Annotated in this window: 24 protein-coding genes and 3 pseudogenes; 16 read left to right on the top strand and 11 right to left on the bottom strand. The window is 71.3% G+C overall.

The window, feature by feature from the left end:
* Positions 1-102 (top strand): annotated as a pseudogene (locus LWC35_RS21875) (IS5/IS1182 family transposase); the annotation flags it as partial.
* 225 nt (positions 103-327) lie between these two features.
* Here LWC35_RS21875 and LWC35_RS21880 read toward each other — a convergent pair.
* The 6 genes and pseudogenes from LWC35_RS21880 to LWC35_RS21905 all read right to left on the bottom strand — a co-directional run.
* Positions 328-567: pseudogene (locus LWC35_RS21880) on the bottom strand (SDR family oxidoreductase); the annotation flags it as partial.
* Between the two features lie 154 nt (positions 568-721).
* The gene (locus LWC35_RS21885) at positions 722-1,525 is read right to left on the bottom strand and encodes a CmcJ/NvfI family oxidoreductase (protein WP_232872050.1); all 804 of its coding nucleotides are present in this window, start codon (positions 1,523-1,525) and stop codon (positions 722-724) included.
* 29 nt (positions 1,526-1,554) lie between these two features.
* On the bottom strand, positions 1,555-2,544 hold the full coding sequence (locus LWC35_RS21890) for an AraC family transcriptional regulator (RefSeq protein ID WP_232872051.1): 990 nt from the start codon (positions 2,542-2,544) through the stop codon (positions 1,555-1,557).
* Positions 2,545-2,556: 12 nt separating this feature from the next.
* Positions 2,557-3,978 carry an MFS transporter gene (locus LWC35_RS21895; protein ID WP_232872052.1) on the bottom strand — a complete coding sequence of 474 codons (1,422 nt, stop codon included), beginning with the start codon at positions 3,976-3,978 and terminating at the stop codon, positions 2,557-2,559.
* Positions 3,979-4,024: 46 nt separating this feature from the next.
* Positions 4,025-5,491, bottom strand: coding sequence for an aldehyde dehydrogenase (locus tag LWC35_RS21900; protein WP_232872053.1), 1,467 nt, complete (start codon positions 5,489-5,491; stop codon positions 4,025-4,027).
* Positions 5,492-5,499: 8 nt separating this feature from the next.
* Positions 5,500-6,399, bottom strand: a complete 900-nt coding sequence (locus LWC35_RS21905; protein WP_232872054.1) for a nuclear transport factor 2 family protein — start codon at positions 6,397-6,399, stop codon at positions 5,500-5,502.
* A gap of 242 nt (positions 6,400-6,641) precedes the next feature.
* Here LWC35_RS21905 and LWC35_RS21910 point away from each other — a divergent pair, with 242 nt between their 5' ends.
* Positions 6,642-7,799, top strand: coding sequence for a mandelate racemase/muconate lactonizing enzyme family protein (locus LWC35_RS21910; protein WP_232872055.1), 1,158 nt, complete (start codon positions 6,642-6,644; stop codon positions 7,797-7,799).
* 22 nt (positions 7,800-7,821) lie between these two features.
* Here LWC35_RS21910 and LWC35_RS21915 read toward each other — a convergent pair whose 3' ends face one another.
* Both LWC35_RS21915 and LWC35_RS21920 read right to left on the bottom strand, forming a co-directional pair.
* Positions 7,822-8,859: a LacI family DNA-binding transcriptional regulator gene (locus tag LWC35_RS21915; RefSeq protein ID WP_232872056.1), complete on the bottom strand. Its 1,038-nt coding sequence runs from the start codon at positions 8,857-8,859 to the stop codon at positions 7,822-7,824.
* Positions 8,860-8,885: 26 nt separating this feature from the next.
* Positions 8,886-9,137, bottom strand: coding sequence for a winged helix-turn-helix transcriptional regulator (locus LWC35_RS21920; protein ID WP_232872057.1), 252 nt, complete (start codon positions 9,135-9,137; stop codon positions 8,886-8,888).
* 73 nt (positions 9,138-9,210) lie between these two features.
* On the opposite strand from LWC35_RS21920, the gene LWC35_RS21925 reads away from it, so the two are divergent.
* The 12 genes from LWC35_RS21925 (at position 9,211) to LWC35_RS21975 (ending at position 22,793) form a co-directional block, all read left to right on the top strand.
* Positions 9,211-10,200: a cyclase family protein gene (locus LWC35_RS21925; protein ID WP_232872058.1), complete on the top strand. Its 990-nt coding sequence runs from the start codon at positions 9,211-9,213 to the stop codon at positions 10,198-10,200.
* 121 nt (positions 10,201-10,321) lie between these two features.
* Positions 10,322-12,997: a bifunctional 3-(3-hydroxy-phenyl)propionate/3-hydroxycinnamic acid hydroxylase gene (locus LWC35_RS21930; protein WP_232872059.1), complete on the top strand. Its 2,676-nt coding sequence runs from the start codon at positions 10,322-10,324 to the stop codon at positions 12,995-12,997.
* Positions 12,984-13,838 (top strand): dioxygenase family protein, encoded by an 855-nt coding sequence (locus LWC35_RS21935; RefSeq protein WP_232872060.1) that lies wholly within the window; start codon positions 12,984-12,986, stop codon positions 13,836-13,838. The genes LWC35_RS21930 and LWC35_RS21935 overlap by 14 nt, the downstream gene beginning before the upstream one ends.
* On the top strand, positions 13,835-14,881 hold the full coding sequence (locus LWC35_RS21940; RefSeq protein WP_232872061.1) for a maleylacetate reductase: 1,047 nt from the start codon (positions 13,835-13,837) through the stop codon (positions 14,879-14,881). The genes LWC35_RS21935 and LWC35_RS21940 overlap by 4 nt, the downstream gene beginning before the upstream one ends.
* A gap of 513 nt (positions 14,882-15,394) precedes the next feature.
* A complete protein-coding gene (locus tag LWC35_RS21945) occupies positions 15,395-15,811 on the top strand; it encodes a DUF6247 family protein (protein ID WP_308194632.1) in 417 nt (138 codons plus the stop codon).
* Between the two features lie 480 nt (positions 15,812-16,291).
* On the top strand, positions 16,292-16,417 hold the full coding sequence (locus LWC35_RS39460; protein ID WP_269804580.1) for a hypothetical protein: 126 nt from the start codon (positions 16,292-16,294) through the stop codon (positions 16,415-16,417).
* Between the two features lie 126 nt (positions 16,418-16,543).
* Entirely contained in the window at positions 16,544-17,647 is a 1,104-nt protein-coding gene (locus tag LWC35_RS21950) for an LLM class flavin-dependent oxidoreductase (protein ID WP_232872062.1), read from the top strand.
* Positions 17,644-18,480: a fumarylacetoacetate hydrolase family protein gene (locus tag LWC35_RS21955; RefSeq protein ID WP_232872063.1), complete on the top strand. Its 837-nt coding sequence runs from the start codon at positions 17,644-17,646 to the stop codon at positions 18,478-18,480. Before LWC35_RS21950 ends, LWC35_RS21955 begins: the two co-directional genes overlap by 4 nt.
* Positions 18,477-19,403: an ornithine cyclodeaminase family protein gene (locus LWC35_RS21960; protein WP_232872064.1), complete on the top strand. Its 927-nt coding sequence runs from the start codon at positions 18,477-18,479 to the stop codon at positions 19,401-19,403. The genes LWC35_RS21955 and LWC35_RS21960 overlap by 4 nt, the downstream gene beginning before the upstream one ends.
* Positions 19,400-20,311 carry a 4-hydroxy-tetrahydrodipicolinate synthase gene (dapA, locus tag LWC35_RS21965; RefSeq protein WP_232872065.1) on the top strand — a complete coding sequence of 304 codons (912 nt, stop codon included), beginning with the start codon at positions 19,400-19,402 and terminating at the stop codon, positions 20,309-20,311. The genes LWC35_RS21960 and dapA overlap by 4 nt, the downstream gene beginning before the upstream one ends.
* A 71-nt stretch (positions 20,312-20,382) precedes the next feature.
* Entirely contained in the window at positions 20,383-21,696 is a 1,314-nt protein-coding gene (locus tag LWC35_RS21970; RefSeq protein ID WP_232872066.1) for an MFS transporter, read from the top strand.
* Positions 21,693-22,793, top strand: a complete 1,101-nt coding sequence (locus LWC35_RS21975; protein WP_232872067.1) for a cupin domain-containing protein — start codon at positions 21,693-21,695, stop codon at positions 22,791-22,793. The genes LWC35_RS21970 and LWC35_RS21975 overlap by 4 nt, the downstream gene beginning before the upstream one ends.
* Here LWC35_RS21975 and LWC35_RS21980 read toward each other — a convergent pair.
* On the bottom strand, positions 22,763-23,734 hold the full coding sequence (locus LWC35_RS21980; protein WP_232872068.1) for a LysR family transcriptional regulator: 972 nt from the start codon (positions 23,732-23,734) through the stop codon (positions 22,763-22,765). The two genes, LWC35_RS21975 and LWC35_RS21980, sit on opposite strands and share 31 nt — an antisense overlap.
* 161 nt (positions 23,735-23,895) lie before the next feature.
* Between LWC35_RS21980 and LWC35_RS39465 the strand changes: the two genes are divergently transcribed.
* Together LWC35_RS39465 and LWC35_RS39470 are read left to right on the top strand one after the other, a co-directional pair.
* Positions 23,896-24,285, top strand: a complete 390-nt coding sequence (locus tag LWC35_RS39465) for an aldehyde dehydrogenase family protein (RefSeq protein ID WP_269804589.1) — start codon at positions 23,896-23,898, stop codon at positions 24,283-24,285.
* Positions 24,286-24,427: 142 nt separating this feature from the next.
* Positions 24,428-25,339 (top strand): annotated as a pseudogene (locus tag LWC35_RS39470) (aldehyde dehydrogenase family protein); the annotation flags it as partial.
* Between the two features lie 64 nt (positions 25,340-25,403).
* On the opposite strand, the gene LWC35_RS21990 reads toward LWC35_RS39470, so the two are convergent.
* Both LWC35_RS21990 and LWC35_RS21995 read right to left on the bottom strand, forming a co-directional pair.
* The gene (locus LWC35_RS21990) at positions 25,404-25,817 is read right to left on the bottom strand and encodes a nuclear transport factor 2 family protein (protein ID WP_232872069.1); all 414 of its coding nucleotides are present in this window, start codon (positions 25,815-25,817) and stop codon (positions 25,404-25,406) included.
* Between the two features lie 10 nt (positions 25,818-25,827).
* Positions 25,828-26,517, bottom strand: a complete 690-nt coding sequence (locus tag LWC35_RS21995) for a TetR/AcrR family transcriptional regulator (protein ID WP_232872070.1) — start codon at positions 26,515-26,517, stop codon at positions 25,828-25,830.

The raw sequence follows: 26,517 nt of genomic DNA on the forward strand, positions 1-26,517 counted from the left end.
TTCAAAGCCCTGCGCCGGGTCAGCCTCTGCCCCCGCCGCATCGGCGCCATCACCGCCGCTGCGCTCGTCGTCCTGCACCACGAACACGACCGCACAACATGATCAACGGCCTACTGAGAAAGGCTCAGTGACCGCTTATTCGCCGGTACAGCCGAAATGGGAGTCAGCTGATCACGGCTGACAGTCCGGACCTACGGGCACCGATCCGAGTAGCCGCAGCGATGAGCTCCGTCCCCGACGAGTGGCGCAGCCCCGGCGCGGCGGCTGATCGAGACGATGGCCGCTTGTCGGAGTACCCGCCCGTGTCGAGATACCGACGCAAGGCGCTCACCGGAGCAACCCGCCGCCGTCGCAGACGATCGATTGGCCGGTGATCCACGCGACGTCCGGTGAGGCGAGGAAGGACACAAGCCCAGCGAGGTCCTCTGGGTCACGAACTCTTGGATCGCCTCTGAGCCATGGGTCGGGTGAAGACCGCGTGGGCGCTGTGCGCGCGGGTGCCAAGCGTGGCGACCCGTGCAGCGTGACGGCGTTGACGCAGATTCGGTGTTCACCGAGCTCCCGGGGATAGGAGCGACCGCGGCCGACATGGCCTCGGCGCCGCTCAGTCCCCGCCGAAGGAGCGCAGGCCGGGCGTGCTGCGGCGGAGACTCGTCAACGCTGTCGCCGAGGGGCCTGCCCTCACCGCCGCCGGCCGGGTTGACGGGCGGCGACGTCGGCATCAGCCGAAGAAGGCAACCGTACGCGCCTCGACACTGGCACGCGGGGCCGCATCCGGTCGTGAGGTCGGGTCGTCGATTGCGCTGTGCGCCACGGGGAACGGGACGGAGGGGTCGGTGTCCCAGAGCCGGAAGAGCAGGGCCTCGTCGGGCTGCATGTCCGGGAAGTAGTACCAGCGCTGCTTCGGGTCGTACATCAGATTCAGGCCGACGAACGGCTGCGGCTCGTCGGGGCGCTCGTGGATCGGGACGGACATGTACTCGTCCAGGCCGACTGTGCGGGCGTCGGTGACCGCGAGGGGGACCCGCTCGACGGGCCGGACGCCGCGCCAGACGTTGATCTCCGACCAGCGTCCGGCCAGCCATTCGTCGGCCTCGGCGCCCATCGCCCGGCGGATCCAGACCTCGAAGCTCGGGCCGTCGTAGTCGGCGTGCGCGGCGCGGGCGGGCGGGCGCTCGCCGCGCTTCTCGCCGTCCTCGAAGCGGGCCATGGTGTGGAAGACGACCACCTTGACCGCGCCCGTCGCTGCCTTGACCAGCTCCTCCAACTCGGCGGTGTAGACCCGCTTCACCTCGTCCTCGTCGGCGAAGTCTCGCACCCCGGTCTGGTGCTTGACCAGCGCGAACCCGTGCACGTCGAGGCTGAACTCCGATGCGATCGGCCGGGCATTGGTGATCGTGGTGTCAACGGTGCGGAAGCTCGCCGACGAAGCCGCGTGCTGTCCGGCGTAGAAGATCCCGGCCGGCCGGTCGGGGTCGGCGTAGCGCAGCGGCACCGTCACCGTGGACAGCGTGTCCATGCTCATCGTTCCTCCGTGTGTGAAGTGGGGTGGGCTCAGCGCGCCCGCAGGGTCGCCGAGGGTGATTCTCCGAAGCGACGCCGGTACGCGGCCGCGAACCGGGGGACGTGGCTGAACCCCCAGCGGAAAGCGACCTCCGCGACAGTCGGGCCGGTGCCGGGGGACGCGGCGCTGAGGTCGTCGCGGGCTCGTGCGAGCCGCGTCCGCTGGACGTACTCCCGCGGGGAGATCCCGACATGGTCGTGGAAGTGGCGTTGAAGCGACCGGGGGCTGACCCCGGCATAGCGGGCGAGCCGCTCGAGAGACAGGTCGCTGCCCGGATCGGCGTCGATAAGCTCCATCGCCCGCTTGACCGGAGCGGGCCGGTGTGCCCCGGCTCGGCGGTCCATCAGCTGGTCGCTATAGGTGTGCGGCTGGGCGAGAAGCAGACCGTGGACGAGGAAAGCCGACCAAGGGTTCTCCCCGAGCGTCCACCCGGCCATGCCGTCCCCGGAACCGAGGTCGTCGACCAGCAGCGCCACCGCGCGCGCCCAGGACGCGGCGGCCGGTGTGCGCAGGTCCATGGCCGGCCGAAACACCAAGGGCGCGGTGACCGGTCGGCCGAGCAGCTCCTCGAGCCGCTGCTCCATCGCGGGCCGCTCGATCCGGACGTGGAGTTGGCGGTACTCCGCGCTGAGCCGCATCGTGACCGGCATCGACGGCGAGAGGATGCCCGCGGTCCGCTCGTCGACCTCGATCTCTTCGTCGCCGACGCTGATCCGGTTGCGCCCGCCCCAGGAGAGGTTGACGTCGTAGTAGTCGACCTGCTCGGTGAGTGCGACGTCGAGCTCGGCGCCGCGGTGCTGCCCGTAAATCAGTGACACCGATCCCAACGGGGCGACCGCGACGTCTGTGGTCACCACGCCCTGCGACCGGTGCGGGGTCAGGCGGTGCGGGGTGAGGACTTTCGACACCGACGCCCGGAAGGCGTCGACATCGGAGGCGTGCAGCACCGAGAACCGTTCCAGGACGGGCGCGGTCGTCACCGGGGCCTGCTCTCAGGCCGTCGCGGCCGGGGGTGCGACGACGGCGGATCTCTGTTCGAAGGTTTCCAGACCCCGATGGGCGGGCACCGCCGCGAGCTCGGCCGGGGTGAGCTGGGGCCTGGCGAACCGGATCGACGCCATCGTGACGACCTGTGCGACGACGATCAGCGCGGCGACCAGCCAGGGCGCCCCATCCAACTGGATGATCAGCGCGGTGGCCAGCAGCGGGGTTGGGCCCGCGATGAGCGCCTGCTGGAGCTCACGCGACGAGGTGAAGCCTGCCGCCCGCGACTCGGTGCGGAACAGGACCGGGCCGATCACCAGCTGCGCCACGACGCTCGGCGACCAGCAGACCGCCCACAGGACGGCGCCCGCGATGATCACGAACACCATGTTGCGGGTGGTGAGCAGCGCGAAGTACGGGAAGGCGAGCACGATGCCGGCGATGGCGCCGACGTTGAGCACGGTCTTCGCGCTCCAACGGTCGCACGCCTTGCCCCACAGCGGTAGCGCGAGCACACCGGCGACGTACATGACCAGCAGCGCCAGGGCCGTCTGGAGGAAGCTGAGCTTGAGTTGGTTGGCCATGTAGCTGATGCCGAAGGCGTTCGCGACGTAGCCGATCACGTTGCTGGCGGTCGGCATGAAGAAGGCCGCCACATAGTTGCGGGGGCTGGCCGTGAACGCCGTCTTGATCGCCAGGAGCGGGTTGGACCGCTGGACGATCCGCCCCTGCTCCTTGGCCTGCTGGTACTCCGCCGACTCCTCCATGTTGCGGCGCAGCCAGAGCGCGATGACGGTGAGTACCCCGGCGAACAGGAACGGGATGCGCCAGCCCCAGGACACGAATGCCGCCTGCCCGACGGCGAGATTGATGACTGCGAAGAACAGCAGCGAGAAGATGGACCCCGCCATCGTCGCGTTGTAGAGGAACGAGCTCTGGAAGCCCTTCCTGCGCTGTTGAGCGGACTCGTTGACGTAGACCATCGCCGTGCCGAGCTCGGCGCCCGTGCCAAACCCCTGCGCGACTCGGCAGAGCACCAGCAGGATGGGCGCCCAGACGCCGACGGTCGCATAGGGCGGCAGGACTCCGATCGCCGCGGTGGCCACGCCAACCAGGATGATCGAGGCGAGCAGGACCGGGCGTCGGCCCCAGCGGTCGCTCAGCGCGCCGAGGATGATGCCCCCGATCGGGCGGGCGATGAACCCTGCGGCAAAGGCGCCAAAGGCGCCGATCGTCGCGGCGTTGCCGGCGTCGGGCGGGAAGAAGAACGGGGCGAAGACCGTCCCCGCCACGTAGGCATAGAGACCGTAGTCGTACCACTCAATGAAGGTGCCCGCGCTGCCCGCGACGATGGCGCGGGCGGAGCGGCGGGGCGTGACCTCGACCGCCTCCTGGGGCGGGTCCGCGGGCGGGTCGATGGACGATGTCATGTCTGCACGATCTCCTTTGATCATTCGTGCGAGGGGGATCTCGGGGTCAGCCAAGGACGAACGGGTCGCGGGTCCGGCCCGCGGTGTCGATCCACACCGCCTTGGTGTGGAGGAACTCATCGACGGCGTGTCGGCCGTTCTCGCGGCCCCACCCGCTGGCCCCACTGCCCCCGAAGGGCACGTTGGGCGCGACCGCGCGATAGCTGTTCACCCACACCGTCCCTGCCCGAAGCCGGGCGGCGACGCGGTGTGCGCGTCCGACGTCAGAGGTCCAGAGACCGGCACCGAGGCTGAACTCGGTGTTGTTGGCGACGGCGACGGCCTCGTCCTCGCTCCCGACGTCGAGCACGGTCAGGACGGGGCCGAAGACCTCCTTCTGCGCGATCTCGGCGTCACCCGCCACGTCGGCGAGAATGGTCGGCTCCACGAAGAGCCCGCCCAGGTCCGGGTCGCGGCGCCCGCCGGACACGACGGTGGCTCCGGCCGCGATGGCGCGCTCGATGAAGCCCAGCACGATGTCGAGCTGACGCTGGTTGGCCAGCGGGCCCATCTCGGTGTCGGGAAGCAGCGGGTCGCCGAGCCGGATGGTCTTGGCCCGGTCGACGATCCGCCCGAGCAGCTGGTCTCGGACGTCGCGGTGGACCACGAGCCGGGACCCTGCGATGCAGGTCTGCCCGCCTGCGGCGAAGATCCCGGCGATGATGCCGTTCGCCGCGGCCTCGAGATCGGCGTCAGGCAGGACGACCTGGGCCGACTTACCGCCCAGCTCGAGCAGTACCGGGGTGAGCCGGGCGCCGGCGCTCGCCGCGATGGCGGCGCCGACCACGGGCGAGCCGGTGAACGCGATCTTGTCGACGCCCGGGTGGTCGACCAGGGCCTTGCCCAGCTCGGCGCTCTGTCCGGTCACGACGTTGAGCACGCCGGGCGGGAAGCCCGCCTCCTCGAACAGCCGCGCGTACTCCAGAGCCGAGGTAGGCGTCGACTCGGACGGCTTGACGACGAGCGTGCACCCCGCGGCCAGGGCGGGCGCCAGCTTCCAGTGCAGGAGGGAGAGCGGGGAGTTCCACGGCACGATGGCCGCCACCACACCCGCCGGCTCCTCCCGGGTGTAGACGAAGTAGTCGGGGTTGCTGGACGGGATCGTCTCCCCGTGCAGCTTGTCGGCCAGACCCGCGAAGTAGCGCAGCCAGGCCGCCAGCCCGGCGGTCTGCTGCCGGGTCTCCCGCAGCAGCTTGCCGTTGTCGGTGGTCTCGACGACCGCCAGCTTCTCGGCGTCCCGCTCGACGATGTCGGCCAGCCGGCGCATCAGGGCGGCGCGACCGAAACCGGTGGTCGCGCCCCACTCGCCGTCCAGCGCCACCCGGGCGGCCCGGACGGCGACGTCGACGTCGGCCGCGCCGGCGTCGGGCACCCGCGCCCAAGCCTTCCCGGTGAACGGGTTGACCGTCTCGTAGGTGGCTCCGGAGGCGGCGGGACGCCAGGTCCCGCCGATCGCGAGCTCGTACTCCTGCACCCTCGTGCTCAGCCTGCGAGCGGGACGACGGTCGCGAACAGCAGCGGGTCGCTGTAGACCTGTGCCAGAGTGACCCGGCCGTCACGCACGGCGAACGCGAAGAGGTAGCTCTGCGGGTACGCCTGCCCGAAGGCGGTCGCCGAGTCGGCCATCCGGCTGCGTGCCCAGACCAGCCCTGGGTCAACCGATGGGAACAGTTCGACGTCTACGTGGGCGGCGCCCACAAAGTTCTCGGCCACCCACTCGGCACGCGCCTGGAGCTCGTCCCGGCCCTGCCAGGATGCCTTCGGCTGGTTCGGCGGGGCGAAAGGGAACTCGAGGACCGCGTCGTCCGCCCAGAGCTGGTCGCGCGACTTCGGGTCGGACGCATCGGCGTTCAGCCAGGCCTCGACGACGCGGACGCTCTCCGCGGACGCCGCGGCGGCGGCCTCGTCGAACTCCTGGGGCGGGTCGTAGGGCACCGGCGTCCAGCCGTGCAGCGCGGGCGGCGCCTGGCGGAGCAGGGCCCGCTCGAGGATCAGGGAGCTGAAGAACTCGCGGTAGATCACGACCTTGCCGTCCCGCAGGACGAGCTGGTGGACGTAGCGCTGGGGATAGGCGGCCCCGTTGAAGGTCTTCTCCTCGGAGCAGCGATTGGTGATCCAGAAGACGTTCGGGTCGGCGCACTCGAAAATGCGCAGGTCCAGGCGGGACGCGTCACCACCCGCGCGCCGGACCGCATTCTCCTCGCTGTTCCGGCGCACCTCCGCGATACCGGCCCATCGGGTTTCCTCCAGCACGGCGAAGGGCAGTTCCTTCACGCCGTCGTCCGCCCACTGGTCCAGGTACTGGTCGCGCTTGTTCGTGTCGATGAAGGTCTCGACGACCTTCCGGTTCTTGCGACGCAAATCAGCATCGATCGTCGTCATGACTCGACCTCCGTCGTGGAATCGCAGGATGTCGGGGAGCCGGCGCGCCGTGACCCCCGCCGCGACTGGGAACCTTACCAGCGCTCCGTCGTCTCGCCTAGCCCTCGATCTACGGCACCATTTCCCCAGTTCACGGTCTTGTGATGCATCAAGAGGCCCGTCCCTGACGCGCTCTGGCCGAGGCTGGGCCCGGCTGCTAAATTGGGAACGTTTCCAGCCAGTGCAGAGGAGCCTGATCCCCCATGACGCTCGACGTATCGCCGGTCACCGACGCCGCCCCGAGCCTGACGGGCCTGACGATCCGCGCGATCGAGACCGTGCCCGTCCGGGTCCCCCTCGAGCGCGTGTTCCGCGGCAGCTACTACCAGATGAGCCACCGCTCGACCATCGTCACGCGCGTCCACACCGAGGAGGGCGTGGTCGGCGAGGCCTACGCCGGGGACGAGGACGCCGCCCTCCTGGATATCGACGAGATCATCCACCGCGAGATCGAGCCCCGGCTCGTCGGCGAGGACGCCATGGCGGTCGAACGGTGCTGGTCGCTGGCCCGGCCGGCCACCTTCGACATCCTGCGCGACCGGCGGCTGGGCCTCGTCGCGTGCGCGTCGGTCGACGCCGCCATCTGGGACGCCGTGGGCAAGGCCCTGGGCCAGCCGCTGTGGCGGCTGTGGGGTGGCTACCGCAACACCATCCCGATGATCTCGATCGGCGGGTACTACGACAGCCCGCTCAGCATCGAGGACGAGATCGCCGTCCTCAAGGACCGCGGCCTCGCCGGGATGAAGTTCAAGGTCGGCGGCGCCGACCCGGTCGCCGACGCGGAGCGGTTCCGGCGGGCCCGCGAGGCCGCAGGAGCCGACTTCGCCCTGGCGGCCGACGCCAACCAAGGTTGGACGGTCGCGGAGGCCGTCACCTTCTGCAGCCGGGTCGCCGACCTCGACCTGCTCTGGATGGAGGAGCCGTGCCGGTGGCACAACGACCGCCGGGCCATGCGGGACGTCCGGTACACCACCGGCGCGCGCGTGTGCGCCGGGCAGAGCGAGTTCTCGGCGGGTGGCGCCCGTGACCTGATGGTCGAGGGCGCCATCGACGTCTGCAACTTCGACGCGTCCTGGACGGGCGGCCCCAGCGAGTGGCGGCGGGTCGCGGCGATGGCCACCACGTTCGATGTGTCGATGGGTCACCACGAGGAGCCGCAGCTGTCGAGCCACCTGCTCGCCTCGATCCCGCACGGGCTCTACTCGGAGTGCTTCGACCCGCAGCGGGACCCGATCTGGTGGAACCTCATCGCCAACCGACCCCCGCTCGTCGACGGGCACATCACGCTGCCCGACCGACCCGGTCTGGGCTGGGAGCTCGACGAGGAGTACATCCGCTTCCACCGGGTCGACGCGGCCTGACCCGCCCGGGAGGCCGCGCCGCTCAGGTGGCGGCGGCCTCCCGCACCGGCCCGCAGCTCGGCCGCGGCACGAAGACGGTGGGCTGCACGGAGGTCACCGGGCCCTCGTCGGGGTCCTGGATCCGTCGTAGCAGCAACTCGGCCGCGGTGCGTCCCAGCTGATGCGTGTCGCGGCGCACGACGGCGATGGGCGGGTCGAGCATCTCGGTCAGGTCGGTCTCGTCGCAGCTCACCAGCGACAGGTCCGTCCCGACCGCCAGCCCGCGCAGCCGCAGCTCGCGCAGACAGCCTTTGAGCAGCTGGTTGCCGCCGGCGACCAGAGCCGTCGGCTGCTCCCGCATGTCCAGCAGCCGTGACGTCGCCGCCTGACCGTGCGCTGCGTCGAGCGGGCCCTGGACGATGGAGTAGCCGGTGGGGAGACCGCGCTCGGCGTAGGCCTCCTCCACCCCCCGCCGCCGCATGCGCGCGAACCGCGCGTGCCCGCCGAGGATGCACCCGATACGCCGGTGCCCGAGGTCGAGCAGGTGGGAGATCGCAGCACGCATCCCGCCCCGGTGGTCGCACAGCACCGCGCTCGGCCGCAAGATCTCGCCGGGGTCGTCGAGCTCCCGGTCGATCAGCACCAGTGGCGCCTCGATCGTCTGGAGCGCGGTCAGGACGTCTGCGTCGTCCTCCGCGCTGAGCGAGAGCAGCAGCCCGTCGACGTGGCGGTCCCGGAACAGCAGGATGTTCTGCGCCTCGAGAGCGGGGTCGTTCATCGAGTTGACGAACAGCAGGGAGTACCCGGCGCGGCGCAGCGCGTCCTCCGCGCCGAGACTGATCTCCGACAACAGCGGATTCGAGATGTCACCGATCACGAGCCCGACCGACATCGTCGGCCCGCCGCGCAGCCCGCGGGCGAAGATGTCCGGCCGATAACCGATCTCGGTCACCGCCGCCATGACCCGGTCCCGCATTCCGGCACTCACGTCCGGATGACCGGACAGCACCCGGGAAACGGACGAGATGCCGACACCCGCGCGCTTGGCGACGTCTTTGAGGCCCGGCCTCGCTTGCGGCATCTCCGCATTCTACGGTCGCGCCGGGCTCAGCCCCGTGAGGTCCACTCCGACACCACGTCGGCCCTGGTGGCCGCGTCGAACGACGTCCGGGCGGCGACCACCGTGTCGGCGTTCCGCTTGGCCCAGTCGTCGATCCCCCCGAGGAGCGGGCCGACCTCGCGGCCAAGCCCGGTCAGTCGGTACTCGACGCGCGGGGGCACGGTCGCGTGCACCCGGCGGTCAACCAGGCCGTCCCGCTCCAGCCTGCGTAGCGCCTTGGTCAGCGACTTCTGGGTCACCCCCTCCACCGCACGGCAAGCGATATTGAGAATCGCAGGCTGCTTCCCGACGACGACCAGCAGGAGGACACACATGACGCGATGGGCACGCCGCCCCGAGGGCTCGAACTGGGGCGAGTTCGGTGAGGACGACCAGCTCGGCAGGCTGAACCTGATCACCGCCGAACGCAGGCTCGCCGCTGTCTCAGAGGTCCGGGAGGGAATCGCGTTCCCGCTCAGTCTCCCGCTCGACTTCCCGAAGGGCGAGTACGCCGCGGGCCCGCGCAAGCAGCCGGTCCTGGCCAGCACCGCGCTGGGTCACAACCACCGCTTCCTGCCCTCGGTGCCGGACGTGGTCAGCGACGACTACGTGGTGCTCCACCTGCAGTACTCGACGCAGTGGGACTCCTTCGCCCACCACGGCGCCGTGTTCGATCTCGACGGCGCTGGCGAGCCCGCGGTCTGCTACTACAACGGCTACCGGGCCGACGTCGACGTGATCGGCGACCCGCAAGGCTCCATCCCCCCGCACGCCGACGCACTCGGCATCGAGACCATGGCTCAGACCGGCATGCAGGGCCGCGGCGTGCTGGTCGACCTGCAACGAGCGGTGGGCCGCGACCGCGTCGCCGTCGGCCACGACCAGCTGACCGAGATCATGGCCGCGCAGGACGTGACCGTCGAGCCCGGCGACATCCTCTGCCTCCACACCGGACTCACCGAGGTCATGCTGGAGGTCGGCGACGAGCTCACCCACGAGACGTTGGACCAGTGCGCGGTCCTCGACAGCCAGGACGACCGCCTCCTGCAGTGGATCACCGACAGCGGGGTGTCGGCGATTGTGGCCGACAACCTCGCCGTAGAGCCGTTCAGCCTCGACCCGGCGCCCGGAGCGAACTCGGTCCTGCCGCTGCACACCCACTGCCTGTTCAAGCAGGGGATCCCGCTCGGCGAGATGTGGTACCTGGCGGACCTCGCCCGCTGGCTGCGCGCGCACGGCCGTTCCCGCTTCCTGCTCACCGCTCCCCCACTGCGGCTCCCTGGTGCCGTGGGGTCGCCGGTCAGCGGCGTGGCGACAGTCTGAAAGCCGCGTCGCGGGACGGATCGGCCTGACGCGAAACGGATCGGACCGCGGCGCGGCCGGACCTAACGTCCACGGCGACCCGCAGGAGCGCCGTCGCTCCGCGTCGACAGGAGACCTGATCGTGAACCACGACTACGACGTCGCCATCGTCGGGTACGGCCCCTCCGGGCTCGTCCTGGCCTCCGCTCTCGGCAATGCCGGGCACTCGGTGGTGGTCTTCGAGCGCTGGCCGTCGCTCTACGGGCTGCCCCGTCTCACCCACATCGACGGGGAGACGGCCCGGATCGTCCAGGCCGTCGGCGACCTCGACCACGCCCTGCGCGACGCCCAGCCCATCGCGAACTACCGCTACCTCAACGGCCAGGGCGAGGAGCTGCTCGAGCTGGACTGGCGCGGCAACTCGTGCGGTCACCCCGCGCACCTGGCGATCTACCAGCCCGACATCGAGGACGCGATCGACACCCACGTCCGGGCGTCGGGCCACGTCGAGGTCAACCAGGGTTGGTCGGTGGTCGCGCTACGCCCGCAGGCGGACGGTGTGGAGCTCGCCGCCCGACCCTGGACGCAGTCCCGCACGGGCCAATGGTCACACGGCGGCGAGGAGCGCATCGTCCGGGCGAAGTACGTGGTCGGGGCCGACGGCGCCAACAGCTTCGTCCGCACCACCCTGGGCATCGAGCGCAGCGACAACGGCGTCGACGACCGGTGGCTCAACCTCGACACCGAGCGGCTCCGCCCACTGCCGGAGCGGTTCGGCAGCCTCACCCAGTACTGCGACCCGGTCCGCGGGTCGATGCACATGCCGATCGGGAAGAGCCGCCAGCGGTTCGAGCTGGCCGTCCTGCCCGGCGAGGACGCCGCCGAGTTCGAGCGTCCCGAGTTCGCGTGGAAGTGGCTGCGCGAGACGCACGATCTGGGTCCGGAGGACGTCAAGATCCTCCGCCAGATCGTCTACACCTTCCAAGGTCGGATCGCCGAGCAGTGGCGAGAGGGGCGCGTGTTCCTGATCGGCGACGCAGCCCACACCACCCCGCCCTACATGGGCCAGGGCGCCTGCTCCGGGATGCGCGACGGCCTGACGCTGGGTTGGAAGCTCGACCTGGTCCTGCGCGGCCTCGCCGGCGACGCGCTGCTGGACACCTACGAGGCCGAGCGCCGCCCGCACGCCACCGCGATCACCGAGATCTCCAGCGCGCTGGGCCGGGTGGCGAACACCCACGACCCGGTCGCCGCCGCGGCCCGGGACCAGGCGTTCCGCGACGGCACCGCACCGCCGCCCCCGCCCTTCCCGATCATCGGGGCCGGCGTGATTCACCATGACCCGGACGGGCAGCCCTCCGCGCTGGCCGGCACGCTCGTCCCGCAGGGCGTGGTGAGCAGGGACGGGACGAAGGGCCTGTTCGACGACGTCGTCGGGCGCGGGTTCAGCTTGGTCACCGCCGCGGACCCGAGCTCGGCGCTCGGCGCCGGCCGGCTGACGTTCCTCGACCGGCTCGACACGACGACCGCCGTGCTGGGCACGGACGTCGAAGACGTCGACGGCACCTACGCCGCATTCCTGCGCGACAACAGGGTCGAGGCGTTCATCGGGAGGCCCGACTTCCATTTCTTCTGGGCTGGCGCCCTGGCCGATCTCCCCGCAGCCGTCGACCAGCTGCGAGCGCGGCTGGCCTGGAGCGAGGAGACCGAGCTGCCCCCAGCCGAGGTGCTGTGGCGGGCCATGTCGCCGACCCGGATGCTCGACTACGGCATGGACTACGGCGACGTCCTCGGGCTCCGCCGACTGACCACAGCAGGCACACCCTGGGACCTCGTCGCCGAGGGCCTGGCCGACCACCACCTCGAGCGCGCCGCGAACGCCGACCGGGAGGGCCGTACAGCGACCGCGGAGGAGGCCTACCGTGCCGCGATCGCGTGCCTGGTGTTCGCCCAGATGGCCTTCAACGCCGACACCGGACGCAAGCGCGCCCTCTACAGCAAGCTCACCAACACCGTCTCCGCTGCGGCCACCATCGTGTCGGCCGCGGCGGAGCGCGCGACCGGCGCCGCCGCGCCACCTCGGTTCCAAGCCGTCGAGATCCCCTTCGGGGACGGCACGATGTACGGCTGGCTGCTGCGGCCGCTGGGGCCCGTCCTGGGCACGGTAGTGATCTTCGGTGGGCAGAGCGGCTGGGGGCCCGCGTATCTCCGGCAGGCCGACGCGCTCAACCGGCGCGGTGTCGCGGCACTTCTGGCCGAGGGCCCGGGCCAGGGCCGGACGCGGCTCCACGGGAACGTGCTGCTCGACGTCGACGTCCGCGCGGCGTACCGCGCCTTCGTCGACCACGTCGTCGAGCTGGGACTCGGGCCCGTCGGGCTGTGGGGCAACAGCAACGGCGGCCTCTACGCCGGCACCACCGCCGCGTCCGATCCACGGGTCGCCGCGGTGTGCATCAACGGCGCGCCGGCCCAGCCGCGGCTGCTCACCTTCCGCAGCTACGTCGAACAGGCCGCCGCGATGCTCGGCACCACCGACCGCGCCGCGATCCAGCAGAACTTCGACCGGATCGCGCTGCAGCCGGAGGACCGCATCGACTGCCCGGTGCTCGTCCTGCACGGCGGCGAGGACCCCCTTGTCGGACTCGACGAGCAGCAGCCGTTCCTCGACGCCGCCGCGCACCACGGAGACGCCACCCTGCGCGTTTGGGCGGACGGCGAGCACACGATCTACAACCACTCGACCGAGCGCAGCGCGGTGGTCGCCGACTGGTTCACTCGCGCGCTCACGAACCGGGCTGGAGACCATGGACCTCGATGAGAGCAGCCTGCTCGACGCCGTCCTGGCCACCCTCGACGGAACGCCGGACCCGCGGCTGAAGGAGATCCTCACCACCGTCGGGCGGCACCTGCACGCCGCGGTCCGGGAGCTGCGGCTGACCAACCGGGAGTGGGAGCAGGCCGTCGAGTTCCTCACTGCCGTCGGGCACACGTCCGACGCCACCCGGCAGGAGTTCGTGCTGCTCTCCGACGTCCTCGGAGTGTCGATGCTGGTGGAGACGATCAACGGCGCCCACGCGGGCACCGAGTCCACCGTGCTCGGGCCCTTCCACATGGTCGACTCCCCGGCCCGCGAGCTCGGCGACTCCGTCAACCTGATCGGGAAGGGCCAGCCCTGCGTGATCACCGGCTCGGTGCGGGACGTGGACGGGACCCCGCTGTCCGGGGCTACGGTCGACATCTGGCAGTGCGACGAGAACGGCTTCTACGACGTGCAGCAGCCGGAGAGCCAGCCGCCCGGCAACGGCCGCGGGCTCTTCCACGCCGACGACGAGGGCCGGTTCTGGTTTCGGACAGTGGTGCCCAGCCACTATCCGATCCCGACCGACGGTCCGGTCGGCGCGCTGCTGGCGGCCACTCGCCGCCACCCCTACCGGCCCGCCCACGTCCACGTGATCGCCGAGGCGCCCGGGCACGTCCCGCTGACCACGCACATGTTCGTCGCGGACAGCCCCTACCTCGACAGCGACGCCGTCTTCGCGGTGCGCGGGAACCTGGTCACCGAGTTCGCGGAGGTGACAGAGCCCGCCGAGGCCGAGCAGTACGGGGTCTCCGTGCCGTTCCGCCACGCGCACTTCGACATCCAGCTGGCGCGGGCATGAGCGCCGTGACCTACGAGGCCCTGCCGATGCGGGTGGTCTTCGGGCCAGGCTCGCTGGGCCGGCTCGGCGAGGAGACGGAGAGGCTCGGCCTGCGACGCCTCCTCGTGCTCTCCACACCCGGCCAGCGCGTTCTCGCCGAGCGTGTGGCGGCTGTGCTGGGGGATCACGCCGTCGGGATCCACGACCGGGCGCGCATGCACGTGCCGGTGCACACCGTCGATGGCGCCGCGAAGGCTGCCGCCGAGCTCGTGGCGGACGGATGTGTGGCTGCAGGCGGCGGATCGACGGTCGGCCTGGCCAAGGCCCTCGCCCTGCGCGCGGGCCTGCCCTACGTCGCGCTGCCGACGACCTACGCAGGCTCCGAGATGACACCGGTGTGGGGCCTGACCGAGAACGCGCGCAAGCGGACCGGTCGGGACCGAGCAGTGCTGCCGCGGGCGGTGGTCTACGACCCGGACCTGACGAGCACCGTGCCCGCCTCGGTGGCCGCCGCGAGCGGGCTCAACGCGATCGCCCACGCGGTCGAGGCGCTCTACGCGCCCGACGGGTCGCCGGTCGTCGAGGCCATGGCCGAACGCGGTATCCGCGAGCTCGCCGCCGCGCTCCCCACGGCTCCGGCCAACGAGCTGGCTCGGGCGTCCGCGCTGGAGGGGGCGTGGCTCTGCGGTGCCTGCCTCGGCGCCACCACTATGGGCCTGCACCACAAGCTTTGCCATGTCCTCGGTGGGATGCTCGATCTTCCCCACGCCAAGACCCATGCGGTCGTCCTCCCGTACGTCGCCGCGTTCAACCTGCCTGCCATGCCGCAGGCGGACGTGGCCATCCGCCGGGCGCTCGACGTGCCAGATGCCGCGGACGGTCTCCACGACCTGGCCATCCGCCTGGGCGCACCGCACAGCCTCGCCGACCTCGGCGTCGAGCGCTCCCAGCTCGACATGGTCGTCGAGGAGGCCCTCGCCGCGCCCTACGCCAACCCACGCCCGATTCATCGCGAGGATCTCGTGCGCCTCCTCGATGAGATGCGGAGAGGCTGTTGGCGATGAACGCAAGATCGTCGGGGGGGCCCGAGTCCCCCGTCCCGCAGTCACCGTTTTGGTCACCGCTTACGACCGATCACCGTGCCGAACAGGCATCTCCACTGATGATCGACACGCGGCCGAAATAGCGTCTGGCCTGCAGCAACGAGTTCCGGGGATCGCGAGTGAGTACCCGACTCCCCTCCAGCGGGTTGGGGGTCGATTCCCTCGCGGCGCACCGAAGCAGCAGGTCAGAGCGTTGTTACTCTGGCCTGCTTCGCGTTTTTACGATCAAGTCACCGTTTACCACACGGGAACTCCCTAAAGGGAGTCGGCTGATCAGGCTTTTGAGGCACTGACTTCTCCGATACTCGCAGTTCACGAGGCCAACGAACTCACCGGTCGTCGCAGCCCTCTCGGCAGCGACAGGAGTCAGCTGATCGACGGACGTCACGTCCCCGCGATCATGGGAGTCACCATCGCCAGCCGTGGTCAGACGTCATCAGCCGTCGCGGAAGCCCGCCCGCCGACATCGGAGCGATACCATCGCCCCCATCACCGCCCACCCGTGAACCGCACCGGTACGGTCCCCCCTGCCCCACAGCCTGCCCCACCGAGATACGGCAGGCGCTGCTCCCCGAGGAAGCCGGCCAGTTCGACCGCGAATGGCGCGCTGCCATGGCCCGCTCGGCCGAGGCCCTCGACCTCACCGAGGTCTACCGCATCCTCGACCGCTGGCGAGACATCGCCGCGCCAACACAGGCCGACCCCGAGGCTCACCGCCGCATGCTCCAGTGCTACTCCGACATGGACTCCGTCGTCGACGACCAACTGTGGACCCCGGAGACTCTCGAGGGCGACAAGGGTCTGTTCTCCTGGGGGCCGCCCCCGCCGCCGTCCTTCCCGCGTCCCGACGATCTCGCCGAGCTCATGACAGGCGTCCACCTGCCGGGATGACCGAGCCTCGATGGCCCTGACCTCGGATGACGTCGAGTGGCTGCGCGCGGGCCGCCTCGCGACTCGGCGATCTGTTCGCCGACCGCCCCCACCTCTACGCCGACCCGGCTTCCGCGCGGGCATAGCCCAGCTGGCCGACCTGGACCTTGTCCTCGACGCCTTCGTCCTGGCGCCGCAGCCGGCCGACGTCATGGACCTCGCCCGGCATTCCCGCAGCTGCCGATCGCGCTGCACCACCTGGGCAACCCGGTTGGCATCGGACGAGACCGGGGCCGGATGCCGGAGGAGTTCCCGGCCTGGCGCAAGGACATGACCGACCTCGTCGCCTGCGCCAACGTCGTCGACAAGGCGGGTGGGCTCGGCACCTTCCTTCGGGATCCACCTCCTTCCTCGCCGAGACGTCGGTCTCCTTCGAGGTTCTGGCGAGCGAGTGGCGCCCGTACGTCGAGGAGGCCCACCCTCTTCGGCGCGGACCGCCTGATGTTCGAGAGCAACCTGCTCACCGACGGTGCCGGGACCTTCCGCACCGTGTGCAACGCCTTCCAGCGCCTCACCGCGGACGGCTCGGACGCGGGGCGGGCGAGCCTTCCTCGCCGGCACCGCTAACCGCATCTACAGCCTGACCTGGCTTTATAGGGACTGCGCTATCCCGATATCAAGACGCTGGTATTGGAACTATGGATGCAGCCGCCCTACCGTCGAACCATCCCGAACGAGGAGGTTCGCGACCCCATGAATCCACTGGTCGAGAGCGCCAACGCGCTGAAGCTGGGCCTTTTCTGCACCAACGGCACCGGCGCCTCCCAGACCCTCGCGCCCGAGCGCCACACCGCTCCGTCCTGGGAGCGCTCGGTCCGCACCGCCCACGCCGCCGAGGCGGCGGGCTTCGAGGCCGTCGTCCCCTTCGCCCGCTGGAAGGGCTACCCCGAGAACCGGCCGGAGCACCCGTCCGGCATGGTGCTCGACCCGTTCACGTGGGCGGCGGGGATCGCCGCGTCCACGGAGCGGATCGGGGTGCTCGCCACCTCGCACGCGCCCACCGTGCACCCGATCGTCGCCGCGAAGCAGGCCGCCACCGTCGACCTGATCTCCGGTGGCCGTTTCGCGCTCAACGTCGTCGGCGGCTGGAACCGCCCCGAGCTGGAGATGTTCGGCGCTCCGCTGCGCGAGCACGACGAGCGCTACGACCACCTGCAGGAGTGGCTCCAGGTCATCCGCCGGCTCTGGAGCGAGACCGAGGAGTTCGACTTCCACGGCAGCTTCTTCGACGTCGTCGGCGGGGTCTCCCAGCCCAAGCCCGCCCAGTCCCGGATTCCGATCATGAACGCGGGCGGGTCGGCCCGGGGCATGCGGTTCGCCGCCGAGCACGCCGACCTGTGCTTCCTCATCGTGCAGTCCGAGGACGAGGCCGGGGTCCGGAAGCAGGTACAGGGCTACAAGGACATGGCGCGCAGCGAGTTCGGCCGCGACGTGCAGGTCTGGACCCACACCGTCGTCGTGCAGCGGGACAGCCAGGCCGAGGCGGACGCCGCGCTGCACCGGTTCTCGGTCGAGCTCGAGGACACCGAGAGCGTCGACGCCTGGATGCGGCTGCAGGGCGCGAACACGGAGGTGATGCCGCCGGAGATCCTGGCCGCGATGCGGCAGCGCATGGCGGCGGGCGCGGGCGGGTTCCCGCTGGTCGGCACGGCCGAGGGCATCGCCGAGCGGTTGGAGATGCTGAGCACGGCCGGGATCGACGGCGCCCTGTTGACCTGGGTCGACTACGACGCGGGGCTGGCCGACTTCACCGACGGCGTCGTCCCGCTGCTGCAGAAGGCGGGGTTGCGGACGTGAGGCTCGCCCGGTTCCGGACCGCCGCGGGACTCCCCGCGTTCGGGGTGGTCGACGGCGACGAGGTCGTCCGGCTCGACCGTCGCGTCCCCTCCTTCGAGAGCCTGCTCGCCGCACCCGTCGCACCCGAGCCCGGTGACGAGCGCGCGAGCGGGGTGAGCTGGGAACCACCGATCGGCGAGCACGCCAAGGTGATCTGTGTCGGCATGAACTACGCCGCCCACGCGGTCGAGTCCGGCCGCGAGGTCCTGGAGCAGCCGACGTTGTTCGCCCGCTTCCCGGACTCCTTCGTGGGCGCGGGGACCCCGGTCGTCCGGCCTGCGGTGGCCGACAGCCTGGACTGGGAGGGCGAGGCCGCGATCGTGATCGGCCGCGGCGGCAGGCACCTCACCGAGGACGAGGCGTGGGAGCACGTCGCGGGGGTCACGGCGATGGCCGAGAACAGCGTCCGCACCTGGCAGCTGCACTCCACGCAGGCCACCGCGGGCAAGAACTTCGCGGGGAGCGGCGCGATCGGCCCGTGGCTGACCACGCTCGACGAGATCGGCCGGGGCCCGTGGACCGTCACGACCCGGCTCAACGGCGAGCAGGTGCAGCACGACAGCACCGACCACCTCGTCTTCGCCGTTCCGCGGCTGCTCGCCTACGTCAGCGCGTTCACCCCGCTGCGGCCGGGTGACGTGATCGCCACCGGCACGCCACGGGGCATCGGGCTGCGCAGGGATCCGCCCCGGTTCCTGCGGCCCGGCGACGAGGTCGAGGTCGAGGTGTCCGGGGTGGGCGTGCTGCGCAACGGCGTCGTCGACGAGCTCGTCACGACCGGGAGGACGGGATGAGGATCTGGACCGAGGCGGACGTCCGGGCCGGCGTCGGCCTGCCCGAGGTGATCGACTCGCTCACCGAGGTGCTCGCCCACGAGGCCGAGGGCACCGCCTGGAACCTCGACAAGACGATGGCGACCTGGCCCCTCCGCGACGGCACCGCGGACGCGACCGGGAGCGCCCACGCGCTCGGCGCCGTCGATCTGGTCTCCGACCTGGCGGTCTTCAAGACCTGGGTGAACACGCCCGCGGGTGCGAGCGCGGTGCTGACGCTGTTCGGCGCGAGCGACGGCCGGACCCTCGGCGTGGCCGAGGCCGGGGCGGCGGGTTCGCTGCGCACGTCCGCGATCTCCGGTGTCGCCACCCGGCTGCTCGCCGACCCCGCCGCGGACGAGGTCGCCGTGCTCGGTGCGGGCCGCCAGGCGTTCATGCAGGTCGCGGCCATCGCGGCGGTGCGCCCGCTGCGCCGGGTCCGTGTGTGGAACCGCACCGTGGCGAAGGCCGAGGACCTGGCCGAGCGGATCCGGACCGAGCTGGGGGTCGACGCCCACGCCGTGTCGAGCCTGGGTGACGCCATCCAGGACTGTCCGATCGTCACCCTGGTCACCCGGGCCGCCGAGCCGTTCCTCGACCTCTCCGACCTCGCCGACGGCGCGCACGTCAACGCGGTCGGGGCGATCCTGCCGACCCACGCCGAGCTCGTCCCCGGGTCGCTCGCGGTGTCGAGCCTGACCGTCGTGGACAGCGAGCCGAACGCCCGGCGCGCCTCGCGCGAGCTGCGGGAGTTCGACGGCTGGGCGGGCGTCCGCACGCTCGGCGAGGTCGTCACCGGCAAGATCGCCCGGCCCGCCCGGCCGCGGCTGACCGTGTTCAAGGGCCTCGGGATGGGGCTGTCGGACCTCGCCGTCGCGCGGGTCCTCGTGGGAGGTGGGCGATGAAGTTCCGCAGTGACCCGGCGCGGATCCGGGGCTCGATCGGTCCCCTCGTGACCCCGTTCACGGACACGGGCGAGGTCGACCACGAGTCGTTGCGCGGGCTGGTCCGCCGGCAGCTCGACCAGGGCTCGCACGGGATCTCGATCGGGGGGTCCACCGGCGAGCCGAGCGCGCAGACCACGGCCGAGCGGATCGCCGCCATCCGGCTGGTGGCCGACGAGGTCGCCGACGCCGTCCCGTTCCTGCCCGGCACCGGCTCGGCCAAGCTGGACGAGACGCTGGAGATCACCGCGGCGGCGCAGGCGGCCGGGGCGGACGCCGCGCTGGTCATCACGCCCTACTACGCCCGGCCCACCCAGGAGGGCCTGGTCTCCTGGTACTCCACGGTGGCCCGCGAGTTCCCCGACCTGCCGATCGTGATCTACAACGTGCCGGCGCGCACCGCGGTCGACATCGCCCCGGAGACCGTCGCCCGGCTGTTCCGCGAGCACGACAACATCGTGGGGATCAAGGAGACGACGAAGGACTTCGAGCACTTCTCCCGCGTGCTGCAGCGCTGTGGGCCCGAGCTGCTCGTCTGGTCCGGGATCGAGCTCCTCGGCCTCCCGCTGCTCGCGCTCGGCGGCGTGGGGTTCATCAGCGCCGTCGCCAGCCTCGCCCCGGCCGCGGTCGCGCGGATGTACGAGGCCTGGGAGGCGGGCGACCACGAGAAGGCCCGCGAGCTGCACTACGCGCTGCACCCGCTCGTCGACCTCCTGTTCGTCGAGACCAACCCGGCGCCCGCGAAGTGGGTCCTGCAGCGGCAGGGCCGGATCTCCTCCGCCCACGTCCGGGAACCGCTCCTGCCGCTGACCGCGGCCGGGCAGGACAGGGTCCGCGATCTGCTCGACCAGGGCGCCGCACTGCTCTGACGCACCACCCGCGCGCGGCCACCAATGACCGCGTCCGGGGTACGACCAGGACCGCAGGCAGGAGGCCGACGATGGCCGAACTCACCGCACCGAGTACCCGCACCTCCCCGCCCCGGGCTCGCCGGGTCGCCCTCGCCGGGCTCGTCGGCACCACCATCGAGTGGTACGACTTCTTCATCTACGGCACCGCCGCCGCGCTGGTGTTCGCCCCGCAGTTCTTCCCCGGTGTCTCCCCGCTCGCCGGCACCCTCGCCGCCCTGTCGACCTATGCGGTCGGGTTCGTCGCCCGGCCCGTGGGCGGCGCGCTCATGGGGCACTTCGGGGACCGGATCGGGCGGCGCGCCATGCTCGTGCTGTCACTGCTGATCATGGGCACCGGAACGGCGCTGATCGGGCTGCTGCCCACGTACGCCTCGATCGGCGTCGCCGCCCCGGTCCTGCTAGTGGTGCTGCGCTTCGCCCAAGGCCTCGGCGTCGGCGGCGAGTGGGGCGGCGCCACGCTGCTCGCCCTCGAGCACGCCCCGCCCGGCCGCCGGATCCTCTACAGCTCGTTCCCGCAGCTGGGGCTGCCGCTCGGTGTGGTGCTGGCGAGCGTGGTGTTCCTCGTGACCCGGCTGGGGATGTCGCCCGAGGCGTTCCTGAGCTGGAGTTGGCGGCTGCCGTTCCTCGCCTCGGCGGTACTGGTCGTGTTCGGCCTGCTCCTGCGGCTGAGGCTGGAGGAGAGCCCGGAGTTCGCCGCGACCCGCAAGCAGGGCGAAGTCCGGCGGGCACCGCTGGTCGACGTGCTTCGCCGGCCCCGGATCCTGCTGCCCGCCGCCGCGGTGAACCTGGTCTCGGCGGGCGCCGCGAACGTCATGCTGGTCTTCAGCCTCGGGTACGTCGCCGCCCGCGGCCTGGTGTCGGCGTCGGTGATGCTGACCGCGACGATCGTGACCGCGCTGGCATGGACGGTCACCATCGCGGTGTCCGCGGTGGCCGCCCAGCGGCTCGGCCGCAAACCCCTCGCCTACCTGGGTTCCGGCCTGCTGGCGCTCTGGGCCTTCCCCTACTTCTGGCTGCTGGACACCGGGTCGGTCGCCGCGACCGTGCTCGCGTGCGTCGTGATCGGGCTCGGGGTCGGCCTCGCGAGCGGGCCCTTCGGCGCGCTCGTCACCGAGGCCTACCCGGTGGCGTACCGCTACAGCGGCTCGTCCCTGGCCTACGCGCTCGGCAGCGTGCTCGGCGGCGCCCTCGCCCCGATCGTCGCCACGGTGCTCTTCAGCGCCACCGGCGGCACCACCGCCATCTCCGGGTTCCTCACGTTCCTCGGCCTGCTCAGCGTCGCGGGTGTGCGGACCCTGCAGAGCCCGCACAGCTCGCACCCCGATACGGAAGGACAGTCATGACGAGCCTCCAGAACCCCATGCTCGACGTCAGCGGGACGCCCGCCCCGGTCTCCGTCCCGTGGCGACCGATCAAGATCACCCGGGCGGAGATCGACGCCGAGGTCGAGCGGCTCGCCGCCGCCCCGGCACCCGCGAACGGCCGCCGGGCCAGCCGGATCGTGCACCCCTCCGCCGTCGCTCCCGGGCTCGGTTTCGCGCCGGGTGTGTCGGTCACCATCGAGGTCCTCAACCCCGGCGAGCAGACCGCGCCGATGCGGGAGAACGCCCACCGCGTCGAGATCGGGATCGGCGGCTCCGGCCTGATCACGGTGCAGGACACCGAGATCGACCTCGCCCGGCTCGACGTCGCCAACATCCCCGCCATGCGGGGCTTCACCTTCCGCAACCCCGGCGACGACATCTGGGCCCGGCTGTCGTACTCCAACGCCCCGCTACTGGAGAAGCTCACGGCGCACTACGCCGAGGACCTCCCGGAGGGCTGGGAGCCCAAGCCGCGCTCGTCGGACTCCCCGGCGGTCTACACCCGCGGCACCGCCCCAGACCACGCCATCGGCACCAACGGTGCCCGGCTGCGCGGCTACGAGTTCCTCGTCGACATCGAGGTCGTGGAGTCCCCCGCACTGCACTGGCCGTGGGAGGAGGTCCGCGGCCACCTCTCACAGACCGCGGGGGACGGCGGCCGCACGATCATGGCCCTCTACAACCCCGCCACCCAGCGCAAGCAGGGCGCGACGCACAACTTCTTCGTGACCGCGTCCTACCTGCCGCCCGGCTCGACGCAGCGGCCCCGCGGCCGCGGCCACAAGCACACCTCGGTCGCGATCAACTACCACTTCGCGGGCTCCGGCGAGAGCGAGGTCGACGGCGAGACGATCACCTGGGAGGAGGGCGACCTGCTGCTGTCGGCGCCGTCCTGGCTCGAGCACGCGCACTACCAGGGCCCCGACGGCCTGGCCGCCTACACCGTGCAGGACCACCCGCTGCACATCGGCATGGAGTCGCTGGTGTGGCAGGAGGAGATGGACGGCCCGGTCCTCGCCCTCGGCTCCGAGGAGGGCCAGACCGGCTACGTCGGCCCGCGGGAGGCGGGGGCGTGAGGTCGGGCCCGGTCGTGCCCGGTCGGTCGGCCCGACCGGGCACGACCCAACGCCTCCAACGAGGAGACGGCCGCGGCCTGCAGGGGTGAGAAGTACTTGGCCTCGCGGTGGTAGAGCCCGATCCCCTCGACCAGCTCCGCGTCGGAGATCCGCACGGCCCGGACCCGACCCGCGGCCAGGTCCCTGCGGAGCATGTAGGCCATCGACAGGCTCACCCAGCCGTTCGCCGCGACCGCCTCGATGATCGCCTCGGCGTGCCCGAGCCGGATCACCGGTGTCGGGAGGCTCGTGCCGTGCCTGCGCAGCTGGTCCTGCAGCATCCGGTGGAACGACACCCCGGACGGGACTCCGACGAACGGCAGACCGTGGAGCTCGGCGAGGGTGATGGTGTCGCCGTCGGGCGGGCCGTCCGGGCTCGCGCAGAGGACCATCGGTTCGTCCCAGAGCTTGCGGCCGACCAGGTCGTCGGGCACCTCGTCGTCCACCCAGCTGGTCACGGCGAAGTCCACGGTGCCGCGCTGGGCCGCCCGCAACGCGACCTCGGGCTCCCCGATCTGCACCGTGATGTCCGCACCCTCGCGCTCCGCCCGCAGCGCGGTCATGACCGGCGGGAGCAGGTAGGTCCCGATCGCCATGCTGGCGGCGATCACCAGGGACCCGGCGGTGCCGGCGACGAGATCGTCGACGTCCCGCTGGACCTGCGCACTGCTCGCCAGCACCTCCTTCGCCCACCGGTACACCCGCTCCCCGGCCTCGGTCAGCACCAGCGCGACCCCGGACCGCACCACGAGCGTGGCCCCCAGCGCCTTCTCCAGCGACCGGAGCTGCCCCGAGACGCTGGGTTGCGCCACCCGCAGCTGCTCGGCCGCCCGGGTCACCCCGCCCGCGTCCACGACCAGGCAGAACACCGACAGCCGGCGCAGCGTCACCCCGTCGTCCATAGGAAGGACCCTATGTCACCGACACCAGCCATCGAGACCGATCCCACGACGGGCGAACCGCTCGCCGTCTACAGGGCGTTCGACGGCCAGCGGATCGAGGCGAGCCTCTTGGCGGCGGCCCCCGCGGCGAGGGCGCGGGACTGCCGCCCCACGGCCGAGCGCTGCGCTCAGCTCGCCGTGCTCGCGGGATCCTGCGCGGGGAGGCCCGCGGGCTCGCCGCGCTCGTCACGCGCGAGATGGACAAGCCGATCGCGCAGGCCGAGCCCGAGATCGAGAGGTGCGCCGGCGCCGCGGACCTCTACGCGGAGCACGCCGAGGCACACCTCGCCGCCGAGCCGATCGGGGGTCTCGACGCCTGGGTGGCCTACGAGCCGCTCGGCGTGGTGTACGCCGTGACGCCCTGGAACTTCCCGTTCTGGCAGGTCCTGCGGTTCGTGATCCCGGCCCTGGCCGCGGGGAACACGGTGCTGCTCAAGCACTCCCCCAACGTCACCGGCTGCGCGCTCGAGCTGGAGGCGGTGTTGCGGCCGGCTTCCCGACCCGGGCGCTGACCACGCTGGTGGTCGCCGCGCAGGAGGTCCCGCGGGTCAGCGACCCACTGGTCGCCGACGCCGGGGGTCGCCGCGGCGACGCCGACCGGCGGCACGGCGCGGGCTCCGCGGTCGGCGCTGCGGCCGGGCGCGCGGTGAAGACTCCGTGCTGGAGATCGGCGGCTCGGACGCCTTCGTCGTGCTCGACGATGCGGGCGTCGAGCGTGCCGCCGAGGCAGCCGTCGCCTCGCGGTTCCAGAACGCCGGCCGGAGCTGCGCGTGCGCGAAGCGGTTCCTCGTCGCCTCGTCGCTGGCCGAGGAGTTCACCGCTCTCGTGGTGCGACGGACCGAGAAGCTCGTGGTGGGTCCCCGACCGCGGCCGGGGTGGACCTCGGCCCGCTGGCCCCGTGCCGACCTGCGCGCGACCCTGCACCGCCAGGTGGTCCGCTCCGTGGAGCAGGGCGCCCGCGTGCTCTGCGGCGGCTACCCGCTCGACGGGCCCGGGAACTTCTACCGCCCGACCCTGCTCGCCGACACGGGGCCGGGCGTCACCGCGTTCGACGAGGAGCCCTTCAGCCCGGTCGCGGCGATGACGAACGTCGTCGTGCTGGCACAGGGCGAGTCGGCGACCTCGCCACGCGTGCTCGCGATGACCGACTCCTGGGTGGGCGCCGCGATCCACTTCGCCTACGAGATGTGGTCGACCCGGGAGGACGAGGACGCCGTCCCCCCGCCCTTCCGACCCTTCTGGGAGCAGTACTGCACGCACGTCGCCGCGATGGCGACCCCCGCCGACCGCCGCTACCTCGAACTGCACGACGGCCACGCCACCTGGCTGTCCGCCGCCGAACGCAGGTTCCTGACCGAGGACGCCGTCCGCGCGGTCACGATCGTGGGCACCGCCGACGAGGTCGTGGAACAGATCCGACAGGCCGAACGGGCCGGCGTGACCGAGCTGGCGCTGCAGAGCCCGCTGGCCACCGCCCGAGACGTGATGCGGGAGTTCGCCGAACGGGTCCGGCCGGCGCTCTCAGGGCGTCGCCCGAGACAGGCGGTTCGACCGGGCGACACATGAGCCTGCTGCTGATCGCGGCAGGCGCCACGGACGGCCCGAGTTCGGCCCGGGCCATGCTCGTCGCTCAACGCGCACTTCCCTCTCCGCCTCCACGTCGAGGCGCCGCACGCGGATTGATGTAGTCCTGTAGATGCGTGACCTTGCCGTTCCGACGGGTGATGAACCAGATGTAGCGCAGGACCACAGGCGTTCCGTCGAGGCGCCTGTGGTGGCCGGTGGCGCGCACGACGGTGTCGTCGCCGGCCCGAATGGTCTGCACGTCGCGGAAGGTCCCGATCTCGAGGCGTTCGGCCAGTCGACTCATGTGGGCGCGCATCTCCGCGTGGCCTTCCAACCTCCGAACTCGATCCTCGGGCGCCCACGGCAGTTCGTGGACGCCGTCCGGGGCGAACATGGCCAGCCATCCGTCGAGATCGCCGTCCGAAAGGGCGTCGATCGCCGTCGCGAGCCATTCCGGAAGTGTCGATTCCGTACTCACGGCGGCCGCGCTATTCGGCGGCAAGCGCTTCGATACGCTCGCTGTGGAAGCGGATGGCCCGCGAGTGGTAGCGGATGAGCTCGTCCCGGGTGCGACCCCCAGGACCCTCGACGGGTTCGTCGTCTCGCGACGCAAGGCCGTACAGGACGAGATCGGTGAATCTCTCGGCGATCTCGTCCGGACTCAGCGCCCCGGACGAACGGTACCATTTCCACAACCAGTTGCACATGCCGTCGATGGCGAAGACGGTGAGGTTCTCGTCGCTGCTGACGAATTCACCGCTACGCATTCCTTCGCGAATGATCTCCTGAACCACGAGATCGCTTTCTCGCTTGAACTTCCGGAACTCGGCACGCACCTCGTCGGGCAGTTCGGACTCGGCGCTGAAGGACAGTCCGTACAGCTCGATGTTTCCGGTGATGCACTCGATGTGGTGGCGGACGTAGAGCCGCAGTCTCTCCCGTGTCGTTCCCGGTGCGGAGGTGACGGCGTCGAGCTTCTCGATGTCGCGCTTGAGCCAGTCGCCGAAGACATGGCGGAGGAGGTCGTCCCGGTTGCTGAAGTAGTGGTAGAGCGCCGCCTTGGTGAGCCCGACCTCGTCGGCGATCTCCTGCAGGGTGACGGCGCGGATGCCCTTCGCCTGGAACAGTCGTGTCGCGGTCCTGATGAGCTCTTCCTGCATGACGGCGCCCTTGGGCAT

The organism is Pseudonocardia kujensis, assembly GCF_021283305.1.
GTDB lineage: Bacteria > Actinomycetota > Actinomycetes > Mycobacteriales > Pseudonocardiaceae > Pseudonocardia > Pseudonocardia kujensis.